This is a genomic window from Streptomyces sp. NPDC026515 (assembly GCF_055567595.1).
In genome coordinates, this window is sequence record NZ_JBVHQD010000029.1 from 26,299 (window position 1) to 39,767 (window position 13,469).

10 protein-coding genes are annotated in these 13,469 nt (G+C 70.9%); 7 read left to right on the forward strand and 3 right to left on the reverse strand.

What is annotated here, in order from left to right; all coding sequences use genetic code 11:
• The first annotated feature begins 118 nt into the window (after positions 1-118).
• The 3 genes from ACZ4O3_RS39560 to ACZ4O3_RS39570 all read left to right on the forward strand — a co-directional run bounded on the left by ACZ4O3_RS39560 (position 119) and on the right by ACZ4O3_RS39570 (position 2,835).
• Positions 119-796 (forward strand): YoaK family protein, encoded by a 678-nt coding sequence (locus tag ACZ4O3_RS39560; RefSeq protein ID WP_467727056.1) that lies wholly within the window; start codon positions 119-121, stop codon positions 794-796.
• A gap of 168 nt (positions 797-964) precedes the next feature.
• Positions 965-1,798: an alpha/beta fold hydrolase gene (locus ACZ4O3_RS39565; protein WP_467727057.1), complete on the forward strand. Its 834-nt coding sequence runs from the start codon at positions 965-967 to the stop codon at positions 1,796-1,798.
• A gap of 359 nt (positions 1,799-2,157) precedes the next feature.
• The gene (locus tag ACZ4O3_RS39570) at positions 2,158-2,835 is read left to right on the forward strand and encodes a sigma-70 family RNA polymerase sigma factor (RefSeq protein ID WP_467727058.1); all 678 of its coding nucleotides are present in this window, start codon (positions 2,158-2,160) and stop codon (positions 2,833-2,835) included.
• On the opposite strand, the gene ACZ4O3_RS39575 is transcribed toward ACZ4O3_RS39570, so the two are convergent.
• Complete coding sequence (locus tag ACZ4O3_RS39575) at positions 2,800-3,753, reverse strand: AraC-like ligand-binding domain-containing protein (RefSeq protein WP_467727060.1); 954 nt, start codon at positions 3,751-3,753, stop codon at positions 2,800-2,802. The genes ACZ4O3_RS39570 and ACZ4O3_RS39575 overlap by 36 nt on opposite strands.
• A 335-nt stretch (positions 3,754-4,088) precedes the next feature.
• Here ACZ4O3_RS39575 and ACZ4O3_RS39580 point away from each other — a divergent pair, with 335 nt between their 5' ends.
• The 4 genes from ACZ4O3_RS39580 to ACZ4O3_RS39595 all read left to right on the forward strand — a co-directional run bounded on the left by ACZ4O3_RS39580 (position 4,089) and on the right by ACZ4O3_RS39595 (position 10,988).
• Positions 4,089-6,872, forward strand: coding sequence for a helix-turn-helix transcriptional regulator (locus tag ACZ4O3_RS39580; RefSeq protein ID WP_467727062.1), 2,784 nt, complete (start codon positions 4,089-4,091; stop codon positions 6,870-6,872).
• A gap of 137 nt (positions 6,873-7,009) precedes the next feature.
• A complete protein-coding gene (locus tag ACZ4O3_RS39585) occupies positions 7,010-7,909 on the forward strand; it encodes an alpha/beta fold hydrolase (RefSeq protein WP_467727064.1) in 900 nt (299 codons plus the stop codon).
• 756 nt (positions 7,910-8,665) lie between these two features.
• Positions 8,666-9,577, forward strand: a complete 912-nt coding sequence (locus tag ACZ4O3_RS39590; protein ID WP_467727066.1) for a YceI family protein — start codon at positions 8,666-8,668, stop codon at positions 9,575-9,577.
• A gap of 343 nt (positions 9,578-9,920) precedes the next feature.
• Positions 9,921-10,988: a hypothetical protein gene (locus ACZ4O3_RS39595; protein ID WP_467727068.1), complete on the forward strand. Its 1,068-nt coding sequence runs from the start codon at positions 9,921-9,923 to the stop codon at positions 10,986-10,988.
• Between the two features lie 134 nt (positions 10,989-11,122).
• Here ACZ4O3_RS39595 and ACZ4O3_RS39600 read toward each other — a convergent pair whose 3' ends face one another.
• A complete protein-coding gene (locus ACZ4O3_RS39600) occupies positions 11,123-12,103 on the reverse strand; it encodes a pirin family protein (protein ID WP_467727070.1) in 981 nt (326 codons plus the stop codon).
• Positions 12,104-12,300: 197 nt separating this feature from the next.
• Positions 12,301-13,086, reverse strand: coding sequence for a hypothetical protein (locus ACZ4O3_RS39605; protein WP_467727071.1), 786 nt, complete (start codon positions 13,084-13,086; stop codon positions 12,301-12,303).
• Positions 13,087-13,469 lie beyond the last annotated feature (383 nt).

The following is a 13,469-nucleotide window of genomic DNA, read 5'->3' on the forward strand; positions in this document are numbered from 1 at the left end:
GCGTCCGGCTCACCGGACACAGCAGCAGATCCGCGAAAGGAACGACCATGCCCTTCCCGCCCGACCCGGTCCGCGTGCGCCCTCGCGGCGGTCCGGCCGACCAACGGCAGCGACGGCGATGACCGGCCCCCGCGACCACGGCCCGCTGCCGGGCCTGCTGCTCGCACTGACCGTGGGGACCGGTCTGGTCGACGCCGTCAGCTATCTCGCGCTGGGCCACGTCTTCGTCGCGAACATGACCGGCAACGTCGTCTTCTTCGGTTTCGCGGTCGCGGGGACCGGCGGCATCTCCTGGAGCGCGACGCTGCTGGCGCTGGGCAGCTTCGGCACCGGAGCGTTCGTCGGAGGACGCCTCGGCGGCACCCTCAGCGCCCATCGAGGCCTGCTGCTGGCCTGCACCTGCGGAATCCAGTGCGTGCTCGTCGCCGCCACGGCCGCTCTGGCCGGCTTCGCCGATCCGGATCGGCGCGGCACCCAACTGGCCATGATCGCGCTGCTGGCCCTCCCGATGGGCGCGCAGAACTCCGTCGTCCGCCGCCTGGCGGTCCCCGACCTGACCACGACGGTCCTCACCCTGACGGTCACGGGACTGTTCGCGGACCGGACCCCGAACAGTGTGCGGCTGCGCCGCGTCGCGTCGATCGCGTCGATGACGGCGGGCGCGCTGGCCGGCGGCCTGCTGCTGCGCCACGGCCAGGTCGCGGCTCCGCTGTGGGCCGCCGCGGCCGTCCTCGCCGTGTGCGCGGTGACGGCCGACCGGCTGCGCCGGCGCGACACGGCTGAGCGCTGGGGCTGATCCGGCCTCTCTCCGGCCCTCCTCCGTGGCGCCCTCACCTCGCCGTCACCCCGACGGCCGGCTCCCACCGCCCGGTGGTTCCCGCACCGCCGGCGTCCGTACACCCCAACCCCACCGTCCCGGCGCCGTCACCGCGCCGTACCACCGAACTCGCGAAGGGAAACCGGCATGCCGTTCATCACCGTCGGCCAGGAGAACTCCACCGACATCGAGCTCTACTACGAGGACCACGGGAGCGGGCGGCCCGTCGTGCTGATCCACGGCTACCCCTTGGACGGCCACTCCTGGGAGAAGCAGCTCCCGGCCCTGCTGGACGCGGGCCACCGGGTCATCGCCTACGACCGGCGCGGCTTCGGCCGGTCGTCCCAGCCGACGACCGGCTACGACTACGACACCTTCGCCGCCGACCTCGACGCGCTGATGACCGAGTTGGACCTCACCGACACGGTACTGGTCGGGTTCTCCATGGGCACCGGCGAGGTCGGCCGCTACCTGAGCACGTACGGTTCGCAGCGTGTCGCGAAGGCCGCCTTCCTGGCCTCCCTCGAACCCTTCCTGCTCAAGACCGACGACAACCCGGGCGGCGTCGACAAGGGGGTCTTCGACGGCATCCTGGAAGCGGTCACCAAGGACCGTTACGCCTACTTCACCAGCTTCTACGAGGCCTTCTACAACCTCGACGAGACGCTCGGCAAGCGGATCAGCGAGGAGGCCGTCCGCGCCAGTTGGAACGTGGCGGCAGGCGCTTCGGCACACGCGTCGGTGGCCTGCGTACCCACCTGGATCACCGACTTCCGCGCCGACGTCGCCAAGATCGACGTACCGACGCTGATCCTGCACGGAACGGGCGACCGCATCCTGCCGATCGACTCCACCGGCCGGCCCTTCCACGCCCTGCTGCCCTCGGCCGAGTACGTCGAGATCGAGGGCGCCCCGCACGGCCTGCTGTGGACGCACGCCGACGAGGTCAACGCCGCGCTGCTCGCCTTCCTCAGCAAGTAGTCGCACCGCTCCCGGCCTCGTCCCGGGAACCGGCCGCATCCCGGTGCGGGTCCCCGCGGCTCCCCCCGTGGCGGCCCGCACCGGGACGGCCCACCGGCGGCCTCGGCCGGATCAGGAGGCCACCCGCCCTGCGAGGCCCGCCTCGACCGGCGCGCTCTCCCTAAGGGCTGTCCCGTAATCCCCGGTGGATCAGCGCGCGGCGCCAGACGCGGTGCATCGCAAGGCGGAGGGTCGTCCTCATACCAGGCGTATTCGGGCGATCCGACAACCCGGCGAGGTGCCGTAGTTGTCGTCGCGCGCCCTCCGGGGACTACGGGACGGCCCTCAGGCTCCATCCCCCTTCGGCGGAGGACCACGCCATGTCCAGCGGAATCACCAAAGCCGCGGCCGGGGCCGACGCGACCGCTCCGGGCGGTCGCGCGACAGGTCCGCGCGGGCATCGGACCCCACGCGACGAGCATCTCCTTTCCCTCCTGGTGGCCGAGCACGCCAAACCCCTTCTCGCCTACGTCGAACGCATACTGAGCGACCGTCACCTGGCGGAGGACGTCGTGCAGGAAACCCTCATACGCGCCTGGCACCGCTCCGCGCAGCTCCTCGACAACGACGGGTCGTTGCGCGGCTGGCTGATCACCGTGGCCCGACACCTGGCGATCGACCGCATCCGCAGTGCCTACGTCCGCCACGAACAGCCGGGCGCGGAGCACCGAGAGGTGTTCCAGAGCGATCACGCCGACGCGGTGTCGGCCTCGGTCGACACCATGGCCCTGCTGCGCCAGCTGTCGCCCGAGCACCAGGACGTTCTCGTCCACACCTACCTGCACGACAGGAGCGTGCTGGAGACCGCCCGGATCCTTGGAATTCCCGCGGGCACCGTCAAGTCCCGGCAGCATTACGCCCTGCGCCGGCTCCGCGACCGGATGCCCGCCCGTACGGCGGCCGAGTCCGCCGCGGCGGCGGCAGCCACCCGAGGCCGCGGCCCCGCACCCCGTGGCATCCCCTCAACCTGCCGCACCGGCTCTCCACTCGCTCGGTGAGACGCCGTACGCCGCCCGGAACGCCCGGCTGAAATGGGCGGCGTCCGTGAAACCCCAGCGGCGTGCCACCGCCGCGACGGTAGAGGTGGCCGGCGAGCGGCGGGACAGCTCGGCGCGGCAGCCGTCCAGCCGGCGTCGCTGGATCCAGCGGGCGGCGGTGGTCGACTCGTTCTCGAAGAGCTTGTGCAGGTAGCGGACCGATATGCGGTGTTCGCGGGCGATGACCGCCAGCGACAGATCGGGATCCGCGAGATGACGGTCGATGAACCCCTTGATGCGCAGCAGGAGGGCGAGGGAGCCCCCGGGTGTGTCCTGGCTGTCGCGGCCGAGCCGTTCGGCCACAAGCGCTCCGACGAGGTCCACGGCATGGGCCGCGAGCGTCTCGGCTGCCGCGGCGGGCAGGTCGGGAGCGTTGTCGACCAGGCCCCGCAGGAACGGCAGGACGACCCGGCTCAGCCCGTCGTCGTGGCGCAGCGCGGTCGCCGTGACACGCTGAAGGTCCGCCTCGGACTGCGGGAGCAGCGAGCGGGGCACCAGCAGCACCTGCATCCGGAAGCGGTGCGGGAACCGTAACGTGTAGGGCCGGGTCGTGTCGTACAACGCCATGTCGTCCGGCCGTAATTGCGCGCTCCGGCCGTCCTGGTCCACGTGCGCGCGGCCGCCGCGCTGCAGGCCGACGTACACGAAGTCGGAACTGTCCCTGGCGATCAGCGGCGGTGTGCGGTCGACCCGGCCACGGTCGCAGTCGACGGTGGTCGCCTGGAGCGGACCGATCAGGTCGGTGCTGATCGTCCCGCTGAAGGGCTCGTCCTCGGGGAGGGTGATCCGCAGCGGGACGAAGGTGCGGAACACCTCTTCCTGCCAGTGCTCCAGACGCGCACTGCCGGGCTTCGAACGCACCGAGAAGACAACGCTCATGCACTTCCTCAAAGTTCACGACGCGAGCGCCCACGGGCGGCGCCCAGCACCTGGACGTCCGCGGACCCGCGGCGTCCGCATGCAGTATCGGTGCCCGTGATCTTCGCGAGGCCCGCCTTTCTGGCCGCCCGTCGTCCGCGAGTGCACGATGCGCACAGCACCGGTGCGCGGTGAGCCAAGGCGCTCGTCGACCCGTTTCCTAGGGTGTTTCGTGTCGCAGCCCGACCAACGGGCCCCGATCCGGGAGAGACCTGCAGGCGCACGGCACCCGGCACGACGCGCTGCCGCCGGCACCGCTCCTCCAGAGCCCGTACGGCACGACGAAAGGATCTCTCATGGTGTGGTCCGGCATGTGCCGTGCGTCCGGGTCGCCGTTGATCGGACGCCTCCGCGAGCGGGAGGCGATCGGCAGGCTGCTCGCGTCGGTCCGTGACGGCTTCGGCGGGGTCCTGGTGCTCAGCGGCGACGCGGGGGTCGGCAAGTCCCGGCTCCTGGAGTACGCCGCCGAGAACGCCCAGGACCTGACGGTCGTCCGGCTGGTCGGTGTGGAGACCGAGACACGGCTGGGCTACGGGGCCCTGCACCGGCTCCTGCGGCCCCACCTCGGCCGGCTGACGGCGCTGCCGCCACGGCAACGCGACGCCCTGAACGCCGCGTTCGGGCTGGCCGACGCCGCCCCGTCCGACCGCCATCTGGTCGGACTGGCCGCGTTGACGCTTCTCTCGCAAGCGGCTGCCGCGGCGCCGATGCTGTGCCTGGTCGACGACGTGCAGTGGCTGGACCGCGAGTCGGCGGAGACCTTGGCGTTCGTCGGCCGGCGACTGTACGCGGACTGCGTGGCACTCCTGTTCGCCGGCCGGGACGACGGCGGCCCCGACGTCTTCGGCGCGCTGCCCGTGCTCCAGGTGGACGGACTCGCGGACGTCGAGGCCAGGGCGCTGCTGAGCGCCGGGGTGAGCGGGCACCTGGACCCGTCGGTCGCCGAGCGGCTCGTCCTGGGCACGGGAGGCAACCCGCTCGCCCTTCTCGAACTGGCCGTGAGCCTCGGCACGGAACAGCTGGCCGGAGTCACCGCGCTGCCCGAGCCGCTGCCGGTGAACCGGCAGCTGGAGGTGCACTTCCGGCAGACGGCGGCGCTGCTGCCGGCGGACACCCAGGTCCTGCTGCTGCTCATGGCCACGACGCCCACGGACGACCAGGCCGCGTTGTGGCGCGCGGCAGGCGCCCTGGGGCTGTCGGCACGGTCGGCGATGCCCGCGGTCGAGGCCGGGATACTCACCCGCGGAGCCACCGTCGCCTTCCGCCACCCGCTGATCAGGTCGGCGGTCCACTCGGCCGCGTCCACCGAGGAGCGGCGGCGGGTCCAGGCGGCGCTGGCCGCCACGAGCGCACCCGAACGCCGGGCCTGGCACCTGGCCGAAGCGGCCGACGGCCCGGACGACGCCGTGGCGGCGGAGCTCGAAGCCGCCTCCGAGCTGGCGCAGGCCCGTGGCGGATACTCCGAACAGGCTCTCGTCCTCACCCGGGCGGCGGAGATGACCGCGCATCCGGGCAAGCGGGCCGAGCGCTACCTCCACGCGGCGACGGCCCACCTCACCTCCGGCAATCTCGCGGAGGTCCGGACGCTGATCGAACTCGCCACCCCCGACCTCGCGGGACCGGAGGCCCGGGTCCACGCGACACGGCTGCGGGCGTCCGTCGAGATGATCCGCTCCCGCCCGCGCGAGGTGCCCGCGATGCTGCTGGAGGCGGCGGCCGACCTTCGCACCACCGATCCGATGGCGTGCTGGGACCTGCTGCGCGAAGCGGTCCAGGCCACGGTCATCGGTGGCCGGATGATCACCGGGACGACACCCCACGAGGTCGCCAGGACGGCCGCCGACGCCTGGCGGGACAGCGACCTGCCGGCCTGGAGCCCCGACCCGCTCGTGGCGGCACTGGCTCGCTCCATCGCCTACGGCTACGCCGAGGGAGCCCCGGCCCTCGCTGCGGCACTCGCCCGGCTGCGCGCCGCCGACGAACTCCGGGATCATGACGCCTTCGGCGTCATGATCAGCATCGCGGGCGACGAACTGTGGGACATCGAGGCCAAGCGGGAGCTCCTGGAGAAACTGGTGGCGGCGGACCGGGGCCGCGGCGCGCTCTACGGACTGAGTCTGGCACTGCTCGCACTCGCCAAGGCGGAGATCTGGGACGGCCGCTTCGCCGCGGCCGAGAGCTGCTACGACGAGTCGGACGACTACCTGAGCGCGACCGGATACTTCAGGTCGGGAGACTTCCACAAGATCCTGCTCTACGCCTGGACCGGTCAGGAGGCCGAACTGCGGGCGGCGGCGGCCACGATGCGCGCCTTGGCCCAGGAAAACGGGACCGGAGTGACACACCGGTGGGCCGGCCAGGCGCTGAGCATCTTCGAGATCGGCCGGGGACGGTACCAGGAGGCGCTCGACGCCCAGCTCGACATGTTCGACGACGACCCGGTGGCCCTCGGTGACATGAACCTCGCCGGAATGGTCGAGGCCGGGCTGCGCGCCGGTGACCGGAGGGCGGCCACCGTGGCCATGAAGCGCCTGGAGGAGCGCGCGCCACTGGCCGGTACGCCCTGGGCACTGGGGCTGCTCGCCCGCTGCCGTGCCCTGATGAGCGACGACGACGAGGCCGAGCAGCTGTACAAGGAGTCGGTCGCGCACCTGGAGAAGGTCCCGGTGGCCGTGGAACTGGCGTGGTCGCGGCTGCTGTTCGGCGAGTGGCTGCGCCGCCGCAAGCGGCGTGCCGACGCCCGGGTCCAGCTGCGGACCGCGTACGAGTCCTTCGAGTCGTGGGGAGCCGCGCCCTTCGCCGAACGGGCACGGGTGGAACTGCAGGCCACCGGGGAGACGGCACGCAGACGAACGGTCGGCACCGAGTTCCACCTGACCGCGCAGGAACGGCATGTGGCGACCCTGGCCGCGTCGGGCCTGACGAACACGGAGATCGCCACTCGGCTGTTCGTCACCACCTCGACGATCGAGTTCCATCTGAGCAAGGTCTTCCGCAAGCTCGGCATCACCTCGCGCAAGCAGATCGAGGAGAAGCTGAGCGGAGCTGATCTTGCTGATCGGCCGCCGCCGGGGCGGTGACGGCATGATGACGGTCGTGAAGGCTCCGGCTCGGACCGGGGTGGCTCCCCGGTGCGAGCGGGAGACCGGCCGGTGTGGAATGTGACCGGCCGACACCACCGGTGCCGGTGCGGCGACATGAGTGCCAGGAGGCGACGATGACGAGATCCGGAGCGCACGGGATGACGGATCACGCCGGCAAACCGCTCACCCACGGCCGCCCCCGGGTCAACGGAGTCGACATTCACTGTGCGACGGGCGGCAGCGGCGACCCGGTCGTCCTGATCCACGGCGTACCGAAGACCATGTTCTTCTGGCGCCATGTCATCCCCCTGCTCACCCCGCACCACACGGTCGTCGCGGTGGACCTGCGGGGCTTCGGCGGCTCCGGGCGACCGGCCTCCGGCTACGACACGAAGACCCTGGCCGCCGACATCGCCGCGCTCATGGCGTCGCTGGGACACGACCGGTACCGGGTGGTCGGTGAGGACTGGGGTGCCGCGGTCGCCTATGCCGTGGCGGCCTTCCACCGGCCCCACGTCGTCCAACTCGTCTTCCAGGAGACGAGGTTGCCCGGTCTGCCGGTCCCGGGCCTCGGACCGCTCGACGCCGAGGACCCCCGCAACGGCTGGCACCGCTCCTTCTTCGGCCTGCCGCACTACCCCGAGTTGCTGATGGCCGGCCGGGAGCGCGCCTTCTGGACGTACTTCATGCGGCGGATCATGTGGGACCCGAGCGCGTACACAGCCGCCGACGAGGACGAGTACACCCGGGGCCTTCAGGAACCGGGCGGCAACCACGCGGTGTTCGAGCTGTACCGGGCGACCGGCATCGACGCCGCCCAGAACCGGCCCGAGTTCGACGTGCCGCTGGAATGCCCGGTGCTGGCCGTCGGCGGCCGCGCCTATCTCGCCGCGGAGCCCGGGGAGCAGATGGCTCGGGTGGCGTCGAAGGTCACGTCCGTGGTGATCGAGCGTGCCGGGCACAACATCCCACTGGAGGCACCCGAGGAACTCGGACACCGCTATCTCGACTTCTTCGCGACCGCGCGAAGCTGACCGGCCCCCGGACCGGACCGGGACGGTGATGACGGCTCCGTCCCGGTCCCCCCGTCGGCCGGCCGTGGTTGATGAGGTCCACGGCCGGCCGTACGGCGACGGTGCCGCACTCGTCCCCCCGTGGTTCGGCTTCGCGGTCGTCGCCACCGACGAATGGGCAGCCGCCGTGCGCGCCCTCGTCGACACCGGGCGCAAGCCGCCCGCCGCCTCCCCTGGCCTTGCCCTCCCGGACACCCTCTTCCGGGAGACATGTGGACGAAGGACTCCCGTCCGTCGCGCATCCCGTACCACGAGCGAGCCTCAGCACTCGACCCGTACCGCACCGCGGACACCTCTGACACCACATGAGAGCGGTGCGAAGGGGGGAGGCACCCAACGGGCAGAAAAGGTGTCCCAACGGGCAGCGGAAACCACGTTTCACGGGGCACACGCCCCACATGCCCCGCATCCCGGGCCCCGCGCGAGCGATCTCGGAACACATCGGGCGCAAAGGCGTGAGAGCCTGACCCGGCCGCGCACGACACCGAAGTCGCCACCTGCTGCTGCGGCACCCGCATCGCATGTCGAGCCTGCCGCGGCCACCCTGTCCTGGCGTGCTGCGGCAGGGCCCCGGCTGCCCGCGACACGCGTCCGCACCATCTGATCATCCGTAGGCCGGACCCGAATGCCTCACACACTCTCATTCCATCCCCGAATCCGCTCCGGACGCACGAGAGTTGACGGCCTCCCCCCCCACCCCCCACGAAAGGCACCCCCATGGCTCCTGCACTGCTCAAACGGTGGCGGCCGAGGAACGCCGGCGGCGCGTCGGCGGGATTCTCCATGCCGCTCCCGCCCGGCGCGGGCGGCGTCCTGCGCGAGGTCGTCGATCCGGTGGGCTCGCCCATCGCGGCCGCGGACGTCGCCGTCACCGCCCTCGACACACATCGCGTGGTGGCCCGCGGCACGACCGATCCCTACGGCTTCTTCCTCGCGGCACTGCCACCCGGCCGGTACAGCCTCGTGGTCTCGGTGGACGGACTGCAGCCTCATGGCGAGACGCTGGAGGTCGAGGCAGGGACGGTGGCCGACGAACGCGTCTGGCTGCACCCGGCCGAGGGCCTGCAACTGCCGACGCCGGGCACGTGGCTCTTCGATCCCCCGCACACGGCCATCCGCTTCATCGCCAAGCATGTCGGCATGGGCCACGTGCACGGCCGGTTCGAGCGATTCGAGGGCGGCATCCGGGTCGCCCCTGACATGACGCGGTCCAGCGTGCAGGTCCGCATCGACGCGTCGAGCATCAACACCGGCAACCACACGCGGGACGACCATCTGCGGTCCGCGGACTTCCTGTACGTCGACGAATTCCCGTTCATCGACTTCACCAGCACGCGTTTCTCCTACCGCGGCGGAAGCAAGTGGGTCCTCCAGGGCTCGCTGACGATGCACGGCGTGAGCCGCTCGATGTCCCTGGAGACCACCTACCTCGGCACCGTCAACGGCGGCTACGGCCAGGAGCTGCGCTGCGCCGCCCTGGCCAAGGGCGAGCTGCACCGCGAGGACTACACCCTGAACTGGCGGTCCATGCTGGCCCGGGGCATCGCGGTGGTCGGCCCGACGGTGCAACTCGAACTGGACGTCCAGGCGATGCACCAGACCCACGACACCCCGACGCCCCCCGAGTAGAACGCCTGAACACCCTCGCATCGGACGCCGAGGGGAGAGAGGGATCCTCTCCCCTTCGCCAGATCCGGTGCGCTGCCTCCGGTCCTGGTCCGGGCCGGAGGCAGCACGTCTCGGCCGCTCGCCGATGGGCCGGGTCACGGATGTCGGCGACAGGTTCGGCCCTCTCGGGCCGTGCCCGAAAGCGCAGCGATCGGCGAAGGGTGGGCAACCACGCACCGCGTCGGGAAGAGCGCCGTCTAGATTCTCCATACATAACAGTTAAGTAGATAGTCCGCACCGCACCGGAACCCGCACGCATCACATGGCCCCCCGTTGACCCAGATCCCAGCCATGGAGACCGTCGATGTCGTCATCTGACCTGAATTCCTTCACTCTCAGCCCTCGAGATGCCACGGACCGAAGTCGCCTTCACTTCAACGAGGCGGCGAGCTGCGACGACTTCCTCGACAAGTGCCGTCTCCTCGACGCGGCCGCGTCGGGAACCACGGGGACCAAGTGGATCGTCCGCGGGCTGGTCAAGGACCCGATGCCGGCGGCTGAGATCGGCGAGGCGCTGGGATTCGACACCCCCCTCGAAGTGACGTCGTTCCCCACGTCCACCGAGTTCGGCACGGGTTCGTTCCTGTGGGTGGCCCGCTGCACACCCGACCGCATCCCGTCCCCCGCCCATCAGCACCAGACGCTGGAACGGATCCGCAAGGTCTACGCGTACAGCAGGTCGCTGAACGAACGGTTCCACGACGAGACCGACGCACTGCTGAACAAGGCGGCCGACGCGGGTCTCCGCATCGTCTGCAACGACCCGCGGAACGAGTGGGGAAGGAACGCGGTCGACGCCGACGTCTTCACCCGCCTGATCACCCATCTCTTCTACTACGACGAAGAGTCGGCGAGGCGCATGCTTCGCGGACAGGGCTACTCACCCCTCGGCCACTACCTCTTCTCGCTCAAGAACGCCGAGGGCACTCCTCTGTGCTTCTTCATGATCGCCGAGTGGCCGTGGGGGTTCGAGGCCACCTACACGATGATCGACGCCAGGTACACCGGGCCGGCACTGCGCATGGGGGCGGCCAGAGTCCTGATGATCCTGGCAAGCGCGCTGTTCGTCAGCCGCCACGGCAACGAGGCACTGGTGTACGGCGAGGCCAACTACCTGAACATGCGGCCCTGTGTCCAGTCCGGTTACGAGTCGCAGCCCCCGGAGATACTCGGTGGACCGCATCCGGTCCACACGAACATCGACTGGGCGGACAGTCCCGTGGGCTCGTTCGGCGAGGAATCGGGCGCATCGGCCACCCGGCCGCCCGGGTTCGGCGAGACGGAATACACCAGCTACATGGTGGGCCGCCTCAACAGCGAGAAGGTCGCACCCTTCATCGGGCGGGCCTTCGAATTCCTGGACGTGAGGTGACCGCCCGGCAACCTCCCGCGCGGGCCGTCGGCCGGTCAGGGACGTGCACGCGGAGGCCTCAGGACGGCCGCGGGACTCGTATCGACTCGATGGCGAGACCACAGGTTGCCCGACGCTCCTCGCAGCATCCGTGTTCAAGACTCCGCAGGACCGCTCTCAGACATCCCGTGCACCACGGGAACAGTGCCCAGGCGCCCCTTCCGGAAGTCCTCGAACGCCTGCTCCAGCTCGTCATGGGTGTTCATCACGAAGGGCCCGTAGTGGGCCATGGGTTCACGGATCGGTCGACCGCCGAGCAGGAGGACCTCCAGATCGGGCGTCCGGGAGTCCTGCTTGTCGTCGGCGCGGACGGTCAGCGAGGACCCGCTCCCGAAAACCGCCGTCTGACCGGTGTGCGCGGGGCGGCGGTCCGGTCCCACGGTCCCGCGTCCGGCGAGGACGTAGAGGAGGCCGTTGAAGTCCTGGCGCCACGGAAGCCTCATCTCGGCGCCGGGACGCAACGTGGCGTGGACCATGGTGATCGGTGTGTGCGTGACGCCCGGGCCGTGGTGGCCGTCGAGCTCGCCCGCGATGACCCGCAGCAGGGCACCGCCGTCGGGGGTGCTGAGCAGCTGGACCGTGCCGCCCCGGATGTCCTGGTAGCGCGGGACCATCATCTTGTCCTCGGCCGGCAGGTTCACCCACAGCTGGATGCCGTGGAAGAGGCCCCCGGACATGACGAGGGACTCCGGCGGGGCCTCGATGTGCTGCAGGCCCGACCCGGCCGTCATCCACTGGGTGTCACCGTTGGTGATCCTGCCGCCGCCCCCGTGGGTGTCCCGGTGGTCGAAGATCCCGTCGATGATGTAGGTCACCGTCTCGAAACCACGGTGCGGATGCCACGGGGTGCCTTTCGCCTCCCCCGGCGCGTACTCCACCTCGCCCATCTGATCCATCAGGATGAACGGGTCCAGGTGCTGGTGGTCGATTCCCAGGAACGCCCGCCGCACCGGGAATCCCTCACCCTCGAAGCCGCTGGGTGCGGTCGTCACCGCGCGCACCGCGCGCTCCGTGGCTTCGGCCGGCACGGTCACGCGGGGCAGGTCCAGCAGGTTCTCGACAGTCACTGCAGGCATGTCGGCACCTCCTCGGCCTACGAGTTTAATTCAGAATTACCATGACATTTCATCCTCATCCGGTCTTACGGGACCGAAGACGTAGCGGCCACCGGGCCGCCTCCGGTCGCGTGCACCGTGCTCGGTGCGCGTGACGCCGCGTGCACGTCTTCAGGTGGCCCGCTCCCCCTCCCGCCGCGCCGGCGGCGGGGTCGACGTCACGGCAGTCGAGGCAGGTTCTCGGGGTCGAGTCCGGCCCGTTCGAGAAGGGCGTCGCCGTTCCGGTGGACATGCTCGACGAGTACGGCCGCCCTGGCCTTCAGACCCAGCCGGCGTGCCAGACCCTCTGCCCGGTGCACCATCGTGCTCCCCGGGTGCCCGTGATGCCGGGCAAGGGCGTGGAGAGTCATCCCCGGGTTGCCGAGGATGCTGCCGATGAGCTGCTTGTCACGCTCGGTGAGTTCGGCCGTGGCGCCGAGGGGCAGCTCGGGCAGCATGTCGGCGTCGAGGCGGGCACGCCTGAGGATGCTGTCGCTGTTCTCGCGGACATGGACGACGACCTCGGCCGCGGCCCCGGCCGCACCGAGCTTGACGCCCAGACTGTTCACCCAGTGCCTCAGGGAGACCGCGGGATGCCCGTAGAACCGGGCGAGAGCGGTGAGGTCGGCCCGCGGGTGGGTGAGGATGCTGCCGATCAGCTGTTCATCCCGTTCGTTGAGCAGCGGGACGGAACCTTCGCCGGGATCGAGTGCCGCGGCGTCCCTGCCGGTGAATCCGAGGGCTACGGCGTCCAGGTTCGCTCGGATGTGCTGAAGGATCTGCCGCGGAGTTCCGTTCCGCAGACCCAGCCGCGCTCCGCGCGTCACCAGCAGTTTGGAGAGCCGGCTGGGAGACAGCCCCATGGCCCGGGCGATGGCGGAGGCGGTCGCGTCCGGGGGTGCGTCACGGATCGCCACGAGCAGGCGTTCGTCGATCCGTGCGCTCCGGGGCCTCTCGGCGGACACAGATGTACGGGCTCCGGAGAACGCAGGTCCACGCGCCTCCCCCGCGGGGCGTCGGGCAGGCAGCGCGACCGGTGCCGACACGGGTGTGCGCCGACGCGCCGGCCGGCCGGCGGCGCTGCCACGGACGGCGTCCTGCTCGCCCTGGCCTGTGCCGCGGCGCGCTGACCCCACGACGCCAGGCAGGCTCGCCGTCGAAGCGGACACACCGCCGGCTTCACCCGCTTCGCGGCAGACCGCTGCCCGCGCCTCGCGAGCCTCCGGGATCAGCCGCCTGCACTTCTCCACCCCGGCCGCGCCCTCCTGGCAGCCGCACTCGAACACCGACTCGCCCACAACCACCCACCGCTTCCCGATCCGAGCCTGCTCGGACATCCGCTCACGCC

Bases quoted from the DNA above. Each gene is read 5' to 3' on its own strand.
- ACZ4O3_RS39585 (WP_467727064.1), top strand. From the start codon at position 7,010: ATGACGAGATCCGGAGCGCACGGGATGACGGATCACGCCGGCAAACCG.
- ACZ4O3_RS39565 (WP_467727057.1), top strand. From the start codon at position 965: ATGCCGTTCATCACCGTCGGCCAGGAGAACTCCACCGACATCGAGCTC.
- ACZ4O3_RS39560 (WP_467727056.1), top strand. From the start codon at position 119: ATGACCGGCCCCCGCGACCACGGCCCGCTGCCGGGCCTGCTGCTCGCA.
- ACZ4O3_RS39590 (WP_467727066.1), top strand. From the start codon at position 8,666: ATGGCTCCTGCACTGCTCAAACGGTGGCGGCCGAGGAACGCCGGCGGC.
- ACZ4O3_RS39570 (WP_467727058.1), top strand. From the start codon at position 2,158: ATGTCCAGCGGAATCACCAAAGCCGCGGCCGGGGCCGACGCGACCGCT.
- ACZ4O3_RS39575 (WP_467727060.1), bottom strand. From the start codon at position 3,753: ATGAGCGTTGTCTTCTCGGTGCGTTCGAAGCCCGGCAGTGCGCGTCTG.
- ACZ4O3_RS39580 (WP_467727062.1), top strand. From the start codon at position 4,089: ATGGTGTGGTCCGGCATGTGCCGTGCGTCCGGGTCGCCGTTGATCGGA.
- ACZ4O3_RS39595 (WP_467727068.1), top strand. From the start codon at position 9,921: ATGTCGTCATCTGACCTGAATTCCTTCACTCTCAGCCCTCGAGATGCC.
- ACZ4O3_RS39600 (WP_467727070.1), bottom strand. From the start codon at position 12,103: ATGCCTGCAGTGACTGTCGAGAACCTGCTGGACCTGCCCCGCGTGACC.